Raw genomic sequence first — 17,413 nt, 5'->3', positions numbered from 1 at the left:
ATCGTATTTTCCGATTGTTATCATCGTATTTATTCATTTTACTGATGATACCTACTTACATATACTTAAACTATAGGAAATATTTCGTTTTTTCAATCTAAAATATGAGGTGATGATAATGAACAAAAAAATGGGCGCTTTATTGCTGAGTGGTTTGATGATAGGACCAATTTTAGGCTCCGGGATTATCATTTTACCGCCGGCTGTGTATGAAATCGTGGGGAATTATGCGATTTTTGCCTGGGTAATCATGCTCGCTTTAAGCATGCTGTTCGCACACTTATTCGGAAAACTGAGTGTAATGATTCCTGGTGATTCCGGTGTTGCACTCGCTGTGGAGCGCGCTTTTGGTACACATATAAAGAATTTGGCAGCAATCTTTTTCGCCCTCGCTGTATGCTTTGGACCAGTTGCTGTAATGGCGACGGCAGGGTATTATTTCGAACTTTTAACACACTTTAATGAGTTATGGCTCACTGGGATTTGCCTGCTATTTGTCTATCTGCTGCTCACCCAAAACGTTACGGCGGTCGGCAAGCTTGCTTTTGCTATGTCAAGCTTTATCGTTATCACTTTATTTGCAGGCAGTGCATATACCCTTCTCTATACAGACGGAACACTCTCTCTTGGTTCTATTACAGTGATAGAATTTGGGCAAAGTCTTTTGCTTCTGTTTTGGGCATTAATTGGCTGGGAAGTTGTTGGAAACTATTCACTTGAGGTTAAGGATCCTGAACGCACCATTCCTAGGGCTATTCTTATCAGTTTTACGGTAATTGCTTCTGTCAGCCTTATTGTTGCCATGGCATTTCAATGGGGAAATCATACAATGAGCGGCTTACTTACCGGCTTGTTTGGTTCATTCGCAACACCTCTCATCTCAACGATTACCATTATACTTTGTATCAGCACCGTGCTTTTGGTCATTGGCGCTGTATCACGTTTAATCGCTGATCAAGCGAAACAAGGTGTGTTGCCAAGATGGCTCAGCCACAAAAACAAGAAGCAGGTACCTGCACGGGCTCTCACATTGATGTTTATTATCCATGTTTGCATGTTTGTACTGTATGCAGCAAACATAGTATCTATCAGTCAGCTTGTCGCCATTGCCAATGCCTTCTTTTTGTGCAACGCTTTACTGGGGGTACTCGCTTGTATGCGTATCTTTTCTTCTCCATTCCTTAAAGTGGGAGCGGCGATATTGGCTAGCTGCTTTTTTAGTATTCTATTATTCTCCTCCCCCATCATTCTTGGCGTCATCACAATCGTATGCTGCTACTTTATCCGTCTGCAGCGCATAACAGTAAAAAAACAGATGCATATACAGCAATAACGCTTTAGTCGAAAAATATAAAAAGAGGCCGGAACATCACTGAATCATATAACTCTAAAGCAGAAAGAATACAGAATAAATAATACTCATAAAGGAAAAATCCGAACTAAATCGAATTCTGTGTAGAGAATTCCGACTAATAGTTCGGATTTTTCTTTGGCTGAAACCCTTTTGTCCTAGCCTCTTTTACTTATTGTGACAATTGCCAAATCGTTTCAAGAAGTACATTTACACCCTTCTCACAAGCTTCCCATGGCGTGTATTCTTCCTCACAATGACTTTTCCCATTAACGCTCGGCACAAAAATCATCGCAGTTGGCACATAGCTTGCCAAAAACTGTGCGTCATGCCCTGCCCCGCTTACCATTCGTTTATAAGAATAACCACAGCTTTCTGTCGCTTGCTGAACCGCGTTGCATACATCTTTATCAAACCAAACAGTATCACGGCTCCATAGCTTACGAGCTTCTACTTCTACATGAAGACCGGCGATAACATCTTCAACCTGTTTAATGATAGCCGGATCTTTGTGACGCGCCTCCAGCGTAAATATAACTTTATTAGGGATAACCGTATGTATATTGGGATACACATTCATTCGTCCCATAGTAAATACAAGGTCTTGGTCAATACGCCCAAGCTTCGTCCGAATCTCCTGCATGAGATCATTCGCTACGAACAGTGCGTCTTTTCGCATACGCATCGGCGTTGTTCCTGCATGATTAGAATCGCCCCACACCGTCAATTCATAACAGACCATACCGACTACACATTCGACCACACCAATAGAAAGACCTTCCTGTTCAAGTATAGGGCCCTGCTCAATGTGAAGTTCTACAAATGCTTCCGCTTCTGCTAAACGATTTCTAATGTCTCCCTCGTAGCCACTCTCATGAAGCGCCTCGCCGAACGTAATACCGCTTATATCTCGTTTTTGTAGCATCTCTGCTTTATTAAATTTACCAGATAACACACCAGACGCCATCATGGACGGTTCAAACCTTGCCCCTTCTTCATTGGTAATGTTGGCTATCACGATTGGTGCCTTTGGCTTCATCTTGTTTTCTACCAACGTTCGCACGACCTCAAGACCTGCAACAACACCAAGAACACCGTCAAAACGTCCCCCTTTTTTTACTGTATCAAGATGTGAGCCAGTCACAACCGGGGGTCGTTCTTCACTTCCCTGCAGTACTGCATACATACAGCCCATATCATCGATCTTAACCTCCATGCCCAGCTCCTCACAACAGGTCCGGAAATAATCACGCACCGCCCGATCTTCCTTCGATAATGCTAATCTAGTTACGCCCCCGTTCTCCGTTTTTCCAAACACGGCGAAACGCTCCAATTCACTGCGCAATCTGCTTGCATTCACTTTTAACTGCTGTCTTTGCATACCTATTTCCCCCTTCATATCATCTCATGAGGAGTTTCTTCGATGCTATCAAACACATTCCACAAAAAGGCGAATATTCCCTTTTTGCTTCTTATGTAAAATTTCATGCATAATCCCACGTGTTGCCGCCTATATCGTATAATATATATAAAAAATAGGGAAAGAGGGGAACGATCATGCAACAGGAACTGTTTGAAAAAACAGCACAAGCTATGCAAGAGCGATTGCAGCACCTAAATCCGGACAATATAAGCTGTGTTGAAAAAGAAATAAACGCCTATTTTCATTTTTTGCATGCCCTACTTGCTTTACCTCAACCTCTTATTATGGAAACTAATCCCCAACCTCATAAGGTATCGCCCGTATATCGTTTCGAGCGACAGCTACGCGGCGGCCTACTTCCGGAACTCTCCGCATTCGTCCCAGAATACATCGTCAGGCAGTTCAACCTCTCTCACGGCGACCTCATTCATGCAAAACGAATTGATGATAACAGTGAATCGCCTCGTTATTTATACACACTCGCCCAAGCGATGGGACAAGAAAATAAAGAGCGGATAGAGCTCAATTACTGCATCGTTGAATATGATCCAAGCTTACGTTCTTTTGTGACCAACAAACAGGCCGATGGCAAACTCATTAAAATTGACGAAGCGCCTCAAACCATTATGCTTCCTGAAAAAGACATTAAAGATTTGGATATTAAATCCGGTGACGTAATTGATGTAGCCTACCTCAAAAGCAATCCCAACATGAAACGGATTGTCTGGAAATACGATATTTCAGAAATTCCCTGTATAAAACATACCGTTAGAATTGAGAAGCAAGAGAAAAAAGAAAAAAAAGAAGTAGAAAAAACACTGGCAGGCAAAACCATTCTAATGCTTGGCTTTGAACCAGAACGCGCAGCCTTTGAACGAGAAGTCGTCAGCCGCGGTGGTCAATTTTTGTTCTTAAGCGGCGATGAACCTAGAGCTTCTATGCAAGCTTCTCTTTATAAAGCGGATGCTGCTGTTTTTATGCTGCAGCACATCTCACACGATGCAACCTACTGGGCGACGGAGTGCTGTAAACAAGCACGCATTCCATTTAAGGGGGTTCATTCTTTTGGTAGAAGCATGTTTGTTCGAACAGCCGAAGAATTAGTGGGGGCTAAATAAACATTACTCTGTTTTTAGTAATTGTAATGGTTATATACTCTAATTCATGTGGATACAAGAAGTTACACATACAAAAAGCCCCTGTTCTCTAAACAGGGGCTCACTTTATGCTTTCATACCTGTATATACCGCAATGGCATCTCGTAAAAACAACGCCGCACCCGGCTGTACTTTGTCGTAATAGGCTGTAAAACGCTCATCATCTACATACATTTGCGCCAGCCCCATATGTGCTTCCTTGCTGTAATGTCCCCAGTAAAAGCTAATCCATTGCTTATGCAAATCAGCTGCCTTTTGCGCCAATTCTCCCGCTGGGTCACCTGCTTGCATCGCAAGGCGCAACGTTTCATTTACCTCTTCACCAAGGCGTGTAATCGCCTCGTGTTGTTCCTTTGTCATATTCTTTACGATGCTATTTGATTTCTCAACTGTGATATCTCCGTACTTCTCACGTACTTCTTTTCCGTATTTCTTCTCATTTTCTTCTATCATCTGCTTTTTAAAGCCTTCAAACTTTTCTTGATCTGACATGATAACCTCTCCTTTTTGCGCAGCTATCGTTTTTTCCACGTTTGCAATAAGTCTTTCTAGCTGCTTTTTCCTGTCAAGAAGTTCGTTGTAATGTGTTTGTAGTGCCGCTGAGGCGTCAAAGGCAGGATCGCAAAGAATATCTTTAATTTGTTCGAGCCCCACGCCAAGCTCTTTGTAAAATAAAATCTGTTGTAAACGGTCCACTTCTTCTTGCCCGTAAATTCGATATCCTGACGAATTGATTCTGGCCGGCTTCAGAATGCCAATTTCATCATAATATCGAAGCGTGCGTGTACTCACCCCTGCCAATTGCCCTAGCTTTTGCACTGTATATTCCATATCAGCACCTCCTGACAATTTCAATGTACACCTTGACGTAACGTGAAGGTCAATACTGTTTTTTATATTTTTCCCAAAAAGAAAAAGCTCTTCACCCACTTAGGGCAAGAGCTTAACAACCTTGTTATAGCTTTTCACTCATCCATTGTACCAATTCTTTATAAAACACTTCTGGCTCTTCCAACATTGGATTGTGTCCACTGTATTCAAAAATCACTTTCTTGACGTTGTTATTCTCATCAACAGAATCCCACAAGGAAACAGGGGCTACTAAATAATCATACCGTCCTAAGCCGATAAACACAGGCTTTGTAACATTGTGAAGAGAATCGATTAAGTTGAGCTTCGCAAATGCGTCTCCCCATAAATAGTCAATGATTTTCATATTCGTATTTACGTCTTCCCATAAATACAAACCGTCAAAAGCGTAATCATAGAAGCTATGCGCTCCCATACGAATACACATATGAACAAATCGTCTCTCTGGATCCTGCTTAATATCCTGTTCCAAAAAAGCAATTTCTTTTTCGAACTGTGCCTTCCGCTCTTTACTAGCTGTTTTATTAAAAAAAGAAAAGCTTTCCTGTTGTCTTTCTTGGCTATTAGTTGGGGCAGTGTTCAATAAAATTACTCTTTGCACATACTGAGGATACTTTTTTGCATAGCCAAGCGCCATAAAAGCATGACCCGAATGACCTAAAATCGCAAATTCCTTCAGCTGCAAGTGTTGCCGTGCCGCTTCTATATCGTCCAAGATATCTTCTAACGTGCAATCGACTTCCCTTAAAGCGCTAATTGGCTTCACAAATCCTCTATGATCCAAAAAAATGAAAGTAAACTTCTCGTATAGCGCTTTTGCAAACAAACGCGGATAATACACACTACTTCCGACTACCACGATAGGATATCCCTGTCCTTTTATACAATACTGCAGTTCAAATCCTTCTCTGTTCAGACTACCTCTTCTCATATATAAACCTCTCTTCTATTAATAGGCTTTGTTCATCACTTCCTTCCTTTTTCTATCATCCCTTGTATTCTCCATCGACCTTTCTAGCATACACTTCACACTCCATTTCTCATTTGTATCATATTATCATGAACAGATATCATCTTCCACTAGTACTTCATCTCTTAGTGTGACGACTCCCATACTTCATCCAGTGTCTCTCTAAACAGATTATCTAGCCGCTTTGTAAAGTTTGGTACATCTGCCTCACAAGTTTTCGCGAACGCGTTTAACCTTGTGATTTCCTCTTCCAAAAAATCATGGATTACTGTAATCTTTGGCTCTAAGTCAAACTCTTCCCCAGCCATTTTTCTTTGTAACAGTGTATGGATTTCCTGCCTTAACTCTCCCTCTGGCACAACTGTCTGAAGTAAGGTTTGAAATTCCAAAGGCGGAAATTCATTGAACTGCTCAATCCACCTTGATGCCAGTACTGGACGTAACACGTAAAAATATTTCTTAATTTTAACTTTGTCACCCTGTAAGAATTCTCGAAAGTTTTTACTTGCCATATTCAAATAATGATACAAACAAGACGTTGGTGCGAACACCTCTTTGCTAATCGTTTTCATTTTCTCAATCGTTGAATAAGCTTCGTAGTATACAATGCCAGAGCGTAGCCATTCTAGCAGCGGCGGATTGGATTTTCGAAACAAGCGAAGTGCCTTTGTCAGCTCCCAGCCGCTTACATCAAGCATATTATTAATCGGCAGCTCAATCACATCGCGCTTAGAGCCTACTCCTATCGGGTCAATTGTTAAATATGCTTCTTTCTTATGTACGTAGATAAAGCGCACATCATAGTCACTATCTTGAGACGGAAAGCCCCAGGCTCTGCTTCCTGATTCACAAGCGAACAAAATTTTCACATCATACTCGCGTTCAATGCGCTGCAATGTTTCTATAAGGATCTCTTTCATTTCCTTTCCCCCTCGCTGGTTCAATTTTAAAATAATTCAAAATACAATATAAACTCATGATATACTATTTCCAAAGGAGTGAATATATATGATTCGATCTATCCGCTTTGAAGATGCAAAAGCTTACGCTGCACTCCTGACCACCATTGAAGCAGAAACAGATTTTCTTTTGTATGGGGCAGGCGAGCGCAATATGACAGAGGTTCAAGCTACTAAGATGATAGAAAGCTTTCTCAATCAAGAAAGTGCCAATATCTTTGTAGTGGAAGAACAAGAACGATTAGTTGGCTTGTTAATGCTCATGGGCGGTAAAGCACCGCGACAAAAACATACTGCTCATATCGCAATCGGTCTACTACAATCACATGTTGGAAAGGGATGGGGAAAGTTTCTATTTCAAGAAGCAGAAGCCTTCGCGAAAACAGTCGGTATCACACGCTTAGAATTGACTGTCATGAAACACAACGAAGCTGCCATATCTTTATATAAGAAAGTCGGGTTTGGCGTAGAGGGTTTGCGTAAGCAATCACTTCTCATAAATGGGCAATACGTTGATGAATATAGTATGGCGAAGTTATTGTAGTAAAGAAGAGATTTGATAAAAATTAGACCACCTTGCTGATAAGTCGTACGTCCAGCTCTCCCTGTTTTGACGTGAACTACATAAAAATAGGGAGGAAACTCGATATGAAGATTACTTGGAAGCTATATACACTTTGCTTTTTTTTAATGGGACGTATTTGACGGGGGTGCTTTTATCAGAAAAGTATGAGTTGGATAGCTATCATTTATGATTGTTACGCATCTATATAAAGGGGGATACACCGTGAAAAGACTTTCCTTTCTTCTTGTAGTGTTGCTGTTGACATCTTGTCAACAGCTCAAGCAAGCGAATCCACCCCAAGCAGTCATTATGATTGGAGAACATTCCTATGATACAACGGTTGGTTCGTATTGCTGGAAGCATATATGCGCTGACACCGAGGCGCCGGCTGAGCTGTTAAAAGGCAAAACACCTATCATTGTAAAGGGCGGCGAACAGATAAAGCTGCAGATTGATTATCAAACGAAGCCTGATGAAGTCATTCTATCTAAACATGTAATCGGCTACGACTATGAAACCGTTGCGGAAAAGTCAGAGTTTCAAGCGCCGATTGAAAAAGGCGTGTATTATTACGGATATAGTGTGCGTTGGTTTGGTAAAAAGAACCCGGAGATTTCAAAGGGTGATGCGGTGTATGCATTTGTGTTGGAAATAAAGTGAAGTGTGGCTTTTATCGCACTTCACCTTACTATAGTGCTGCTTTTTCCTCATATTTTAATAATGAAAAAAGACGGCTTTTTTGAACAGTTACTGCTTGAACACAATAACTATCCTGAAACCCAAATATCCAACATGTAGAAATTTATCTACTTTCTTATCCAGCGATTTTTACTTAGCTACGCGTTTCAGCCACTTATCTCGCTTAAGCTGGAAATATACCAAACCCTCCTGCATTTCTTCAGCCCTCTCAAACCCCAGCTTTTCCAGTAAACGAATTGACCTACTGTTACCCGGTTCCACGGTCGCATCTATAGTATGATATCCTAGCTCTGTGAATCCACTCTGAATCAAAGCTTGTACTGCTTCATTCATGTAGCCGTTACCCCAATAGGCCTTTGCTAAATCAAATCCGATTTCAGCAGTAATGTGTTTATGCTTACTTTGGCGCAAATAGTGAAAACCGCACGTACCAATAAATACACCTATTTGGTTGTATATACCATATCGGCATCCACTGTCCATCATATGAAACCGAATGATTTCCCTAGCTGTCTCGATATCTTTGCACGGCTCAATATCCATAAATTCTGTTACTGCCGGATCTGCAAAGTGCTGCCATACATCGGCTGCATCCTCTAAAGTTAACAGACGTAACGATAATCTGTTTGTCTTCATCACAATTTCCCCTTAGTACACGTATTTTATGTAAGTTTCATCGAACTACACAATATCAGTGTAACGCAAAAATTCAGTCACACTGATTAATTTTTACTCGTATTTAATGATTTGCAATCACAATCGGTACGTTCGACAACGTTACCACTCGATTGTTTTTACCCCGCTCTCGAATTGTTAGCGTATGATTACCATTACTGAATTTTTTCGTATCCAATACAAATCGGTAGCCGGCATTCAAGTTGTTGTACTGCGGATATACTTGCTGTACGTCAAATCTTGGCTGGCCGTATACCGCGTTTCCTACCATAGCACCGTCTATTAATACTTCCACTCTTCCTACACCTGCCCGATCTAAAAACCATCCGGACACTGTGTAGTTACCGCTGATTGTTTCTGTTGCATCCGGCGCATCAATGTAACTGTGTGTGTTTGTTACCGTGACAGGAGCAGCAAGACGATGAAAATACTGTGGTAAACATCCCCACTGCTCCGAGCAACAAAGTCGCTGCTTTTATTTTCGTTTTATACCCTCCCCTGATGATAAACATACCCCCTAGAACTATTATAATTTAACAATATTTTTAATACATTACTAAATCAAGATAATTCTAGATTAGAGGTTTCTTTTCCTTTATGCCGATGCTGAGTCCTAAATTCCCCGTAGAGCCGACTGCAATGCGGTATTGTGAGAAAAATGTACGAAACACTTCGCTATCTAGACGAGAATAGCAATCTTCCAATGCCAACATACCCTGCCTTACTGCCAGTTGTTCCGCATGTTTCAGCACCTCATAAATGCCACCCCTTGCTTTAATTGATCCAGAGATAGACAGGTGGCTATCACACTTTAATAACAACTTCCATTTTACTTGCAGGTGCTGCTCCATAGCTGGTATGGTAACAAGAGGTGATTCAATAACACCATTGGTTTGCGGAAATACCTTCGCGATATATGGCTCAAATCTGCGTAAACGCTCTTCCGCTGCTTTCACATTTTCCGCTGTAATACGTGCGTTGTGAATTGCGGTCGCCAACGGCAGGAGGTATGGGTTACGCCATTGCACCTCCTCTGTTTCTTTTATTCTTGCAAGCAATTTTGCTATCATAGCATCCCCCTATCTCACAATCTATTACTCCTGCTTTTGCGGCATTTTATATTCTGCTGGAAAATCATCAGATGATACACCGAACCAATCAAACACGCGTATTACCACTAAAGCAAGTAGTGCTAGCAAAATTAATTTGTAACGAACTTTCATGTGTACTTCCTCCGCTGTCTTTCTTACTCTCTAGTATACCAAAGAAAAAAACTCTCCGGTGAGAGAGTTTTTACCCGCTTACAATTTCAGCTAACATTTCATAAGAACGTAACCGGTCATCGTGATGAAAAATGTGCGCGCTCGCAATCACTTCATCTGCACCGGTCATGTTCACAAAGTCTTCAAGCTTTGCTTTTACAGTTTCCCGACTGCCAACAATTGCTGAACCAAATTGACGTTCAAGAGCTGCCTTTTCATATTCGCTCCACAGATAATCCATGCTTTCTACTGGTGGCTGCAGCGGCGCTGTACGGCCACGAATGAGATTGAGGAATTGTTGCTGCTGCGATGTTGCAAGATAGCGCGCTTTTTCATCCGCTTCTGCCACAATCACATTGGCACCTACCATGACGTATGGTTTATCCAATACTTGTGATGGGGTAAACGTACTGCGATACGCCTCAATAGCAGGTAATGTATAGTCAGGCGAAAAATGACTAGCAAAAGCAAATGGTAAACCAAGTTGTCCAGCTAAACGTGCACTGAATCCACTTGAGCCAAGAAGCCAAATCGGTACATCTAGTCCTTCACCTGGTACTGCTCGAACATTTTCTACATCGCCGGCAAAGTACGCACGTAATTCTTCTAATTGCTCCGGAAAGTCGTCAGCATTTCGCAAATCACGGCGCAGAGCGCGTGCTGTAAGCTGATCTGTTCCTGGCGCGCGTCCGAGCCCAAGGTCAATACGGCCTGGATACATAGAAGCAAGTGTACCAAATTGCTCAGCGATGACCAGCGGTGCATGATTGGGAAGCATGATTCCGCCTGAGCCGACACGAATGCGAGATGTGCCGCCTGCCACATAACCAATCACAACAGAGGTAGCCGAACTCGCAACACCAGCCATATTATGATGTTCCGCCAGCCAGTACCGGTTATATCCCCATTTTTCCGCATGCTGCGCCAAATCCAGTGTATTGCGAAAGGAGTCTGCCGCCGTACCTCCTTGGACAATGGGGGCTAGATCTAATACAGATATTTTTATATTCATTCACACACCTTCTCATATCAAATTCCATGTAAGAAAGATTCTTACAAAATATTTCATTATGTGTAATAATGAAGCCTATTATATAATCATACCCTTCTATCCGTCTAATCATTTGCTTATACAATTCATAAGTTTACTTAAGGAAAACTTACTTTTTCTTTGTAGTAACCGTTTCAAAAAAGGGTTCCATGACATATGGAACCTCTTTCTTAATAACGACGTATGTGACTAAAATTAATTTGTACACAAGGTTTTTTTGCACGAATTTCTTCCTTCATGCTTGCTAAAAAACGCTTCTCCCACTCGGACATATCGTGATCGCGCTTACCAATGAGATATACATAAATACATAAATCGCGTAAACGGATAAATGTAGGAAGTTTTTCGATCCAATGAAAATCTAAGTGATACTCACTATAGTATCCTTCTAAAAAATCGTTCAAAAATTCCTCTACTGTATATACAGGATTCGTATCAGCCACAAACCATGAAGCTGCACGCACTGCATTGCCAATATCATATGCGAACCAATGATACTGACACTCATCAAAATCAAATGGACGAATTGTACCATGATGAATGAAGAAGTTGCCGTCCTCAAAATCAGAGTGAATGATACCATAGACACTCTCATCCTTCGGTAAAGCCTCTAGATCACAGATGAGCTGCCGCTGTACTTCAATCAAATCAGGCTCACCGTACGTATGAATGGCTGTAATATTATATTCATTCTGCCACATTGGGCGCTTGGTTGTATAATCGAACAAGACTGCTGCTTTATGCATAGCCCCCGTTGTTCTACCCCATTCTATAAAAAAGTCACGCTTCCAATCATGAATGTTTGGATGCCGCCCGGGCGCCTTTTCAAACACCGTCACAAAAAACTGCCCTTCTTTTGTAGAAATCGACTCTATCACATTATTATATAAAGATAAAACGGCTCTTGAAGCTGGTACACCTTATGAATTTATAAAATTAAATATTATTATATGTTATGAAAATGTATACAAAAAGGACTTCACCGTATACAGTGAAGTCCACTTACCTATTTCTTTTTACCCCATACCCACTCATACCATTTACTGAACCAGTCCCAGTTACAATACCAATCTCTCCAAATATCAAGGGAATCCTTGTAATCATCATAGCAATCATACCTATATGTATAATGGCTGTTTCCTTTAGAAGAAAAGTAATAGTTTATTTGTTTGCTAGTATGGTAATACGTTTTCACTTGATATACGTATGTTTGATATGTGTTTTTTTGTTGATAATTATATCCTGATGCAAACGAAGAGGTAGGAAAAGCAAATGCACTTATAAATATAAGTAGAACTAGCATTTTTTTTACTACTTTCATTGTCTCACCTCCTTTCCGTGTCTACATCAGGAACGATTATAATTTTATATAAAAGTATAAAGATAGAAATTATACTTGCAGTGTGACGGAAAAACCTTTCACATTACAAAGAAGCCATAATTTAATAATATTGTACAGCTTCAGACACTGTTTTCTCAGCCAGAAAAGTTACTTGATTACCCAATAGCTTGTGAAATAAGCCTTTGCTGTCTTTGGCAAGATCAGCGAAGGTTCCCGTTTGTACTACTTCTCCTTTGTCAATTACAATAACTTGATCTGCATTTGAAATAGTAGATAAGCGATGCGCAATTACAATAATAGTCATCTGCCCTTTTAAACGATTGAGCGCTTGTTGAATGTGTCTCTCATTTTCCATATCCAGAGCACTTGTGGCTTCGTCAAGCACTAAAATAGTTGGTTTTCGTAAAATAGCACGCGCCAAAACAAGGCGCTGACGCTCTCCTCCAGATAACCGAACACCCCTATCACCGATAACTGTATCCAATCCCTGCGGTAATTGTTTCACAAATATAGCTGATGCAAATTCGAGAGCCTCCCATATTTCTTTCTCTGTAGCAGCAGGTCGCACAACTAGTAAATTATCCCGGATACTTGCATTAAATAAAAATGGATCTTGCGCTACATAGCTCATTTCCTTTCGCAAAGCTGGTAGTTCTGTTTGAGTTAAAGGCTTTTGGTCTAGATATACATTTCCTGTATCCGGTTGCATCAATCCCATAATCAAATCAATAAGTGTACTTTTTCCTGCACCGGAACGACCAGCTATAGCTGTCATGCTATTTACAGGGATATGTAAGTTTATATTTCGTAGCGCATAAGCATTCTCTTCGTTTTTATATTGAAAGGAAAGATTTTTACATGTAAGCCCCTCTTGTATTTGCAAAGGAACTATTTTTTCCTGATTCGCAAGATTCAGTTCACGCCACTTTTCGCACTGTTGTTGCAGTTGAAAAAACGATTGAAAAACCGGAATAGTTGCTCCAACCTGTTCTAAGTTAGACTGAAGACCAGTAAACCTTGGCCATAACCTCGAAAAGATTAACACAATAAGGAGTAGCTGTGCTGGTTTCGACTGAAACATTTGAATAGAGGCGTAGATGAGAAGTGCGACCAGTATAGCCGATACAACTTTATAAAACAGTTGTGAGCTATTGCTCAACTTTGCGTAAGCCAGTTGCTCTTTTTGCACAGTTTCACACCATGTTTGTAGCCATGTATAGCGTGAGCGTTCTAAAGCATTGCTTTTAATATCTTTTACACCATTAAAGTGATCAGTTATACCACTGAGATAATCTTTTGCAATATCAGTCGATCTACTACCAAGTGATTGCGAACGCTTAATAAAACGTCTAGAAAAATAGCTTAGTAGTAGCCCCGATACAAGTACGAATAACGTAATACTAGGTGACAAGCAAAACGCAATGCAAATTTGGATGCAGGTAAATAAAAAAGAGGTAAGCAGTTGCAAACATAAGTTTATTCCATTTACAAAACGTCCAAATTCACTCGTCAACATATTAATTAAATCAGACTTTCGTTTTTTCACAAAAAAGCTCCATTCCACTTCTAACAACGAACGGTAAATTCTTAAGCGGATATAATTTGTGAACTTTATTAAAATCTGCATATTTCTCACATTCAATTTTTGCTGTATGATAGTTTGAAACAAAATTAAAATTACATATATCAGTAAAACAACAGGAAGTGCCCATGTTTCCGGTACTTTATTAATAAATGCAAAAAAGTTTTGTAACCAAGAAGCACCGGCCATTTCTCCTATAATCCCACTTGCCTGAATCATTGGAACTAACAATAAAATACCGGCACCTTCAAGTAAACTGATTAACACCATCGCTATCATATTTATATATAAAACTTTTCCCGAGAACATATGCAGTTCCCTCATATAATATCGCAGTTCTTTCATATACTTATCCCCCTTTCCTATCGCACAATTTTCTTCCATGCCCAAATGGCCGGACGTAAGGGGAAATACAAAAAGTGCAATGACTTCGGAAGTGGCAATGTCTTCGCATCTTCTGGGTATGGATACAAAAAGCTTATTAAGAACATCGTCTTTTGCATGGGAGACATTAGAGAAACCAAATGCTTTTTATGGTACACAGATACATCATGTGGCAATGGCTCTGTATGTAAATTAATCATGCTCTCTAAATAAAAAACAGCTTCCTGCGCCAAGCGCTCAGGGTGTTTTCCTTTTAGTAGTGTGACCATATTCGTTGAGAGACTTGTTTTTAACAAAGAAGAAGCGAGGATGAGCGCTTGCCCACCCACTTGTAAATATCCATGTGCTTGTAAGGTGCGACTGACCTTTTTCCAATCTACATCCTGCTTTACAAATTGATGGATGTCCAGAAGCCAGCGCAATCTCGACCAACCATGACGAGCACCGTGTGCAACCAAAAAAAAGAATAGATCTTCTTGCCCTAAAAATGCAACATCTTCATGGCCAAAGCGACGCGTTCGTCTTCTTTGCCATAAATCTTGAAAACGAGGCTCTATAGCAGGACCTGGGTTTAAACGCCAGTGTACCTCAAACTTAATTCCCTTTACAGGATGAAAATACGTAACATGATGATGTCGCCATTTCCAATCTCCAAGTACAGTTTCAATATAGTCATCCTTTTCATATCCCTGTTCTATTAACAGTTCTTCTGTCAGTTGCAAATCTGCTAATGGGACCAGTACATCTAAATCACAAGATGTTCGTAAAGATAGGTCTCTATACAGTTCCGTAGCTAGTATAGGGCCTTTTAAAAACAGAGACCGGATTCCTCTCTCTGCAAGTAAACGACTCATGTATTGCATCTCCGCGCTCAAATGCAACATTTGAAAGGTATTATTTTTAAAATCTTGCTGCAACGCTTGTAAAATAGAACCGTCTATTGGCAAATTCAACTTCTGCAACCGTCTGTGTAAAATAGGAAACACTCGATGATGCATCACTAACTCTAAGAATGTATTCCAATTTATGTCTTGCAAATTTATTTCATCTACATTCCCCTCATCTTGCAGCAGTGTGAGTAATAGTTTTAACTCTTTGGGAACGCGATTCAGGTTTAACGTATAACTTACTTGCATGCTAATCTCCCTTTATACTTAGCCCAGTTTGCGGGCAAATTTCCCTACTACACTAAATCGATGCATTTCCTCTGCTCCGGTTATATAAAACGGCCCGCTTCGCAACCAGGCATGTGCAATCATCTGCCCATTCTCATCTCGCGCCGTTCCTAAATACAAGGTACTCTCAATACCCCGCCTTTCTAGCATTTTCATTGCCGCGATGGCCCTAACTAGGCACATACTCTCCCAGTATGTATGCAAACTCATAGCATGTACGGCATCTGAAATATCTTGCAGTATAATCGAGTTCGTATGACAAGCATCCGTTGATGTTTCATTCATTTGTTCACCTAGTAATGGCGCTACTTTTGCAAACGGTAGCGCTTTTAAAATCCGCGCCCAAGCCAGATAAACAAATGCCTCTCCTAATAATAAACATGTTTTAGGATGTAGGGAACAAATTTTCTTCAGTTTTTTTAAAAAAATCATAATATTAATACTATACTACAAATTTAATTAAATTCTCTTGTTCTAACATAGATATAAATGAGATTACATGTGCTCTACAAACATTTTGTTCAACATCGTATTCCCTTACTAATTTTTCAACTAGCTCAGCAATGTAAATAGGTTCTACAAGTAAATCCCATATAACACCGCCAATTTCCCCTAGATTATAGTATTTACCGTTCTCGATGCTGAGCATCACTTTTTCTCCGCCCATATCACTTACTAAATTTCCTTGTGTTCGGACAATTTTTTGCTGTAAATTCAATGTTTGATTCATACTTTTTCATGCTCCTTTTTTACCGTATTTATAATAATAGCTACAAGCTCTTCTGCGCAAAATCGGGAAGTTGGGCGATGCAGCTGATACACATCAATTTGATTAACGATACTCGCAGACATTTGAAAATGCCATTCCATCAGCCCTAAACGCGGAAGCAAAAAATTTCGATACGTATGACTAAATGAAAGCTGTAACCCTTCAAGCGTATTCATTGCACGAAAATATATCTCGTCATTATCTGTTTTATCTAGTTCAAAAATTCCCGCTAAAGGTACTTGATCTAGAACATATGAAGAAACTGGTACACTATACTTATCTTCTCGACCATATATGGATAGGTATTCCTTAGAATCCATTTTCAAGCTTTGCAAGCTATCTTGCCATAATTTTTGTTGCGGATATGAAGGTGTGACGAACGGGACATTTCCTAATAGAGATATAGCGATAACATCGTCACTCAAAAGTTGGTATCCTCGTTGTAATAAAGTAGAGGCAAGCGTCGATTTTCCGGCACCGGATTCACCAATAAAAGCGTAAGCCTTTCCTTCTATTACAACGGCGCTACCATGTAGTGGTAATATGCGCCTTTGCATCAAAATAACTCCCATGCATGTTCCTAACACATATAAACGCAATAACCCTTCGTCAGCTCCTTCAACAGGGTAAATAATAATTTCCTTCCCTGCTGCTATAAAAAAACTCCCTACATCAGGTATGTAAAACCTCACTGTATCATCTTCTACAAAGTGATAATAGGGTTTTTCAATTAGCATTGAATCCACCTTACTATCTGCAATTATAATACTAATATCAGGGGCAGCAGGATTTGCTGTTACTAGTTCTGGTAAAGCAATTTCACTTGTAATGACAAAACCAAATGCTTTATATAAAAAAGTTTGTTGAGCTGTAACCATGGACATTCACTCCAATACTATCTTTAAGAAAAAACCCCTATACAGTATTCACAGCATAAGGGTTTTTGACACGCATTCTACAATAAATGTAATTGACCAAACTCAGTCTGGCACAATAGTATTTCTATGTACCATACTATCAGCTTGTAAATCGCTTCCATGTAGCTGGATTTTTTTCATCAACTGCTTTACCTGGTACATAAGCCTCATCTGTATACGGACCAGTAACCGTAGAAGCCATTGTCATGTTTACATCTAAAACTTCTAGTGTAGGTTGTTGCCATGCCTTTTTCATATTCTC

Annotated in this window: 20 protein-coding genes and 1 pseudogene; 4 read left to right on the top strand and 17 right to left on the bottom strand. The window is 40.2% G+C overall.

Annotated elements, in window-relative coordinates; translation table 11 throughout:
- The first annotated feature begins 118 nt into the window (after positions 1 to 118).
- Positions 119 to 1,333: an APC family permease gene (locus EEJ45_RS01140; protein ID WP_164464159.1), complete on the top strand. Its 1,215-nt coding sequence runs from the start codon at positions 119 to 121 to the stop codon at positions 1,331 to 1,333.
- Between the two features lie 190 nt (positions 1,334 to 1,523).
- Here the strand turns inward: EEJ45_RS01140 and EEJ45_RS01135 are convergent, their stop codons facing one another.
- On the bottom strand, positions 1,524 to 2,732 hold the full coding sequence (locus tag EEJ45_RS01135) for a Zn-dependent hydrolase (RefSeq protein WP_124562945.1): 1,209 nt from the start codon (positions 2,730 to 2,732) through the stop codon (positions 1,524 to 1,526).
- Between the two features lie 176 nt (positions 2,733 to 2,908).
- Here EEJ45_RS01135 and EEJ45_RS01130 point away from each other — a divergent pair, with 176 nt between their 5' ends.
- The gene (locus EEJ45_RS01130) at positions 2,909 to 3,892 is read left to right on the top strand and encodes a DUF2325 domain-containing protein (protein WP_124562944.1); all 984 of its coding nucleotides are present in this window, start codon (positions 2,909 to 2,911) and stop codon (positions 3,890 to 3,892) included.
- Between the two features lie 105 nt (positions 3,893 to 3,997).
- Here EEJ45_RS01130 and EEJ45_RS01125 read toward each other — a convergent pair whose 3' ends face one another.
- The 3 genes from EEJ45_RS01125 to EEJ45_RS01115 form a co-directional block, all read right to left on the bottom strand.
- Positions 3,998 to 4,762 (bottom strand): MerR family transcriptional regulator, encoded by a 765-nt coding sequence (locus tag EEJ45_RS01125; protein ID WP_124562943.1) that lies wholly within the window; start codon positions 4,760 to 4,762, stop codon positions 3,998 to 4,000.
- A 124-nt stretch (positions 4,763 to 4,886) separates the two neighbouring features.
- Entirely contained in the window at positions 4,887 to 5,732 is an 846-nt protein-coding gene (locus EEJ45_RS01120) for an alpha/beta fold hydrolase (RefSeq protein WP_124562942.1), read from the bottom strand.
- A 164-nt stretch (positions 5,733 to 5,896) separates the two neighbouring features.
- Entirely contained in the window at positions 5,897 to 6,691 is a 795-nt protein-coding gene (locus tag EEJ45_RS01115) for a nucleotidyltransferase domain-containing protein (protein ID WP_124562941.1), read from the bottom strand.
- Between the two features lie 88 nt (positions 6,692 to 6,779).
- On the opposite strand from EEJ45_RS01115, the gene EEJ45_RS01110 reads away from it, so the two are divergent.
- The gene (locus EEJ45_RS01110) at positions 6,780 to 7,274 is read left to right on the top strand and encodes a GNAT family N-acetyltransferase (RefSeq protein WP_124562940.1); all 495 of its coding nucleotides are present in this window, start codon (positions 6,780 to 6,782) and stop codon (positions 7,272 to 7,274) included.
- 243 nt (positions 7,275 to 7,517) lie between these two features.
- The gene (locus EEJ45_RS01105; protein WP_124562939.1) at positions 7,518 to 7,955 is read left to right on the top strand and encodes a hypothetical protein; all 438 of its coding nucleotides are present in this window, start codon (positions 7,518 to 7,520) and stop codon (positions 7,953 to 7,955) included.
- A 168-nt stretch (positions 7,956 to 8,123) separates the two neighbouring features.
- Here EEJ45_RS01105 and EEJ45_RS01100 read toward each other — a convergent pair whose 3' ends face one another.
- The 13 genes and pseudogenes from EEJ45_RS01100 to EEJ45_RS01045 form a co-directional block, all read right to left on the bottom strand.
- Positions 8,124 to 8,630, bottom strand: a complete 507-nt coding sequence (locus EEJ45_RS01100; RefSeq protein WP_124562938.1) for a GNAT family N-acetyltransferase — start codon at positions 8,628 to 8,630, stop codon at positions 8,124 to 8,126.
- A gap of 103 nt (positions 8,631 to 8,733) precedes the next feature.
- The gene (locus EEJ45_RS01095; RefSeq protein WP_164464180.1) at positions 8,734 to 9,048 is read right to left on the bottom strand and encodes an Ig-like domain-containing protein; all 315 of its coding nucleotides are present in this window, start codon (positions 9,046 to 9,048) and stop codon (positions 8,734 to 8,736) included.
- A gap of 217 nt (positions 9,049 to 9,265) precedes the next feature.
- Positions 9,266 to 9,739 (bottom strand): annotated as a pseudogene (locus tag EEJ45_RS01090) (D-serine ammonia-lyase); the annotation flags it as partial.
- A gap of 24 nt (positions 9,740 to 9,763) precedes the next feature.
- Positions 9,764 to 9,892, bottom strand: coding sequence for a hypothetical protein (locus EEJ45_RS18815; protein WP_278018503.1), 129 nt, complete (start codon positions 9,890 to 9,892; stop codon positions 9,764 to 9,766).
- 70 nt (positions 9,893 to 9,962) lie between these two features.
- Positions 9,963 to 10,943, bottom strand: a complete 981-nt coding sequence (locus tag EEJ45_RS01085; protein WP_124562935.1) for an LLM class flavin-dependent oxidoreductase — start codon at positions 10,941 to 10,943, stop codon at positions 9,963 to 9,965.
- 209 nt (positions 10,944 to 11,152) lie between these two features.
- Positions 11,153 to 11,821 (bottom strand): phosphotransferase, encoded by a 669-nt coding sequence (locus EEJ45_RS01080; protein ID WP_164464158.1) that lies wholly within the window; start codon positions 11,819 to 11,821, stop codon positions 11,153 to 11,155.
- 167 nt (positions 11,822 to 11,988) lie between these two features.
- The gene (locus EEJ45_RS01075; RefSeq protein WP_124562933.1) at positions 11,989 to 12,303 is read right to left on the bottom strand and encodes a hypothetical protein; all 315 of its coding nucleotides are present in this window, start codon (positions 12,301 to 12,303) and stop codon (positions 11,989 to 11,991) included.
- Positions 12,304 to 12,424: 121 nt separating this feature from the next.
- Entirely contained in the window at positions 12,425 to 14,251 is a 1,827-nt protein-coding gene (locus tag EEJ45_RS01070) for an ABC transporter ATP-binding protein (RefSeq protein WP_124562932.1), read from the bottom strand.
- A gap of 17 nt (positions 14,252 to 14,268) precedes the next feature.
- Positions 14,269 to 15,426 (bottom strand): nucleotidyltransferase domain-containing protein, encoded by a 1,158-nt coding sequence (locus EEJ45_RS01065; RefSeq protein WP_124562931.1) that lies wholly within the window; start codon positions 15,424 to 15,426, stop codon positions 14,269 to 14,271.
- Positions 15,427 to 15,444: 18 nt separating this feature from the next.
- Complete coding sequence (locus tag EEJ45_RS01060; RefSeq protein WP_124562930.1) at positions 15,445 to 15,897, bottom strand: lasso peptide biosynthesis B2 protein; 453 nt, start codon at positions 15,895 to 15,897, stop codon at positions 15,445 to 15,447.
- Between the two features lie 10 nt (positions 15,898 to 15,907).
- Positions 15,908 to 16,195 carry a lasso peptide biosynthesis PqqD family chaperone gene (locus EEJ45_RS01055; RefSeq protein WP_124562929.1) on the bottom strand — a complete coding sequence of 96 codons (288 nt, stop codon included), beginning with the start codon at positions 16,193 to 16,195 and terminating at the stop codon, positions 15,908 to 15,910.
- Positions 16,192 to 17,112, bottom strand: coding sequence for an aldolase (locus EEJ45_RS01050; protein ID WP_124562928.1), 921 nt, complete (start codon positions 17,110 to 17,112; stop codon positions 16,192 to 16,194). The genes EEJ45_RS01055 and EEJ45_RS01050 overlap by 4 nt, the downstream gene beginning before the upstream one ends.
- Before the next feature lie 139 nt (positions 17,113 to 17,251).
- Complete coding sequence (locus EEJ45_RS01045; protein ID WP_124562927.1) at positions 17,252 to 17,407, bottom strand: paeninodin family lasso peptide; 156 nt, start codon at positions 17,405 to 17,407, stop codon at positions 17,252 to 17,254.
- Positions 17,408 to 17,413 lie beyond the last annotated feature (6 nt).

Source organism: Ectobacillus antri (genome assembly GCF_003852715.1).
Lineage (GTDB): Bacteria > Bacillota > Bacilli > Bacillales > Bacillaceae_G > Ectobacillus > Ectobacillus antri.
Note: the sequence above shows the minus strand (reverse complement) of the source record. Positions and strands in the feature narration are given on the sequence as shown.

Bases quoted from the DNA above. Each gene is read 5' to 3' on its own strand.
- EEJ45_RS01140 (WP_164464159.1), top strand. From the start codon at position 119: ATGAACAAAAAAATGGGCGCTTTATTGCTGAGTGGTTTGATGATAGGA.
- EEJ45_RS01135 (WP_124562945.1), bottom strand. From the start codon at position 2,732: ATGCAAAGACAGCAGTTAAAAGTGAATGCAAGCAGATTGCGCAGTGAA.
- EEJ45_RS01130 (WP_124562944.1), top strand. From the start codon at position 2,909: ATGCAACAGGAACTGTTTGAAAAAACAGCACAAGCTATGCAAGAGCGA.
- EEJ45_RS01125 (WP_124562943.1), bottom strand. From the start codon at position 4,762: ATGGAATATACAGTGCAAAAGCTAGGGCAATTGGCAGGGGTGAGTACA.
- EEJ45_RS01120 (WP_124562942.1), bottom strand. From the start codon at position 5,732: ATGAGAAGAGGTAGTCTGAACAGAGAAGGATTTGAACTGCAGTATTGT.
- EEJ45_RS01115 (WP_124562941.1), bottom strand. From the start codon at position 6,691: ATGAAAGAGATCCTTATAGAAACATTGCAGCGCATTGAACGCGAGTAT.
- EEJ45_RS01110 (WP_124562940.1), top strand. From the start codon at position 6,780: ATGATTCGATCTATCCGCTTTGAAGATGCAAAAGCTTACGCTGCACTC.
- EEJ45_RS01100 (WP_124562938.1), bottom strand. From the start codon at position 8,630: ATGAAGACAAACAGATTATCGTTACGTCTGTTAACTTTAGAGGATGCA.
- EEJ45_RS18815 (WP_278018503.1), bottom strand. From the start codon at position 9,892: ATGAAAGTTCGTTACAAATTAATTTTGCTAGCACTACTTGCTTTAGTG.
- EEJ45_RS01085 (WP_124562935.1), bottom strand. From the start codon at position 10,943: ATGAATATAAAAATATCTGTATTAGATCTAGCCCCCATTGTCCAAGGA.
- EEJ45_RS01075 (WP_124562933.1), bottom strand. From the start codon at position 12,303: ATGAAAGTAGTAAAAAAAATGCTAGTTCTACTTATATTTATAAGTGCA.
- EEJ45_RS01070 (WP_124562932.1), bottom strand. From the start codon at position 14,251: ATGAAAGAACTGCGATATTATATGAGGGAACTGCATATGTTCTCGGGA.
- EEJ45_RS01065 (WP_124562931.1), bottom strand. From the start codon at position 15,426: ATGCAAGTAAGTTATACGTTAAACCTGAATCGCGTTCCCAAAGAGTTA.
- EEJ45_RS01060 (WP_124562930.1), bottom strand. From the start codon at position 15,897: ATGATTTTTTTAAAAAAACTGAAGAAAATTTGTTCCCTACATCCTAAA.
- EEJ45_RS01055 (WP_124562929.1), bottom strand. From the start codon at position 16,195: ATGAATCAAACATTGAATTTACAGCAAAAAATTGTCCGAACACAAGGA.
- EEJ45_RS01050 (WP_124562928.1), bottom strand. From the start codon at position 17,112: ATGGTTACAGCTCAACAAACTTTTTTATATAAAGCATTTGGTTTTGTC.
- EEJ45_RS01045 (WP_124562927.1), bottom strand. From the start codon at position 17,407: ATGAAAAAGGCATGGCAACAACCTACACTAGAAGTTTTAGATGTAAAC.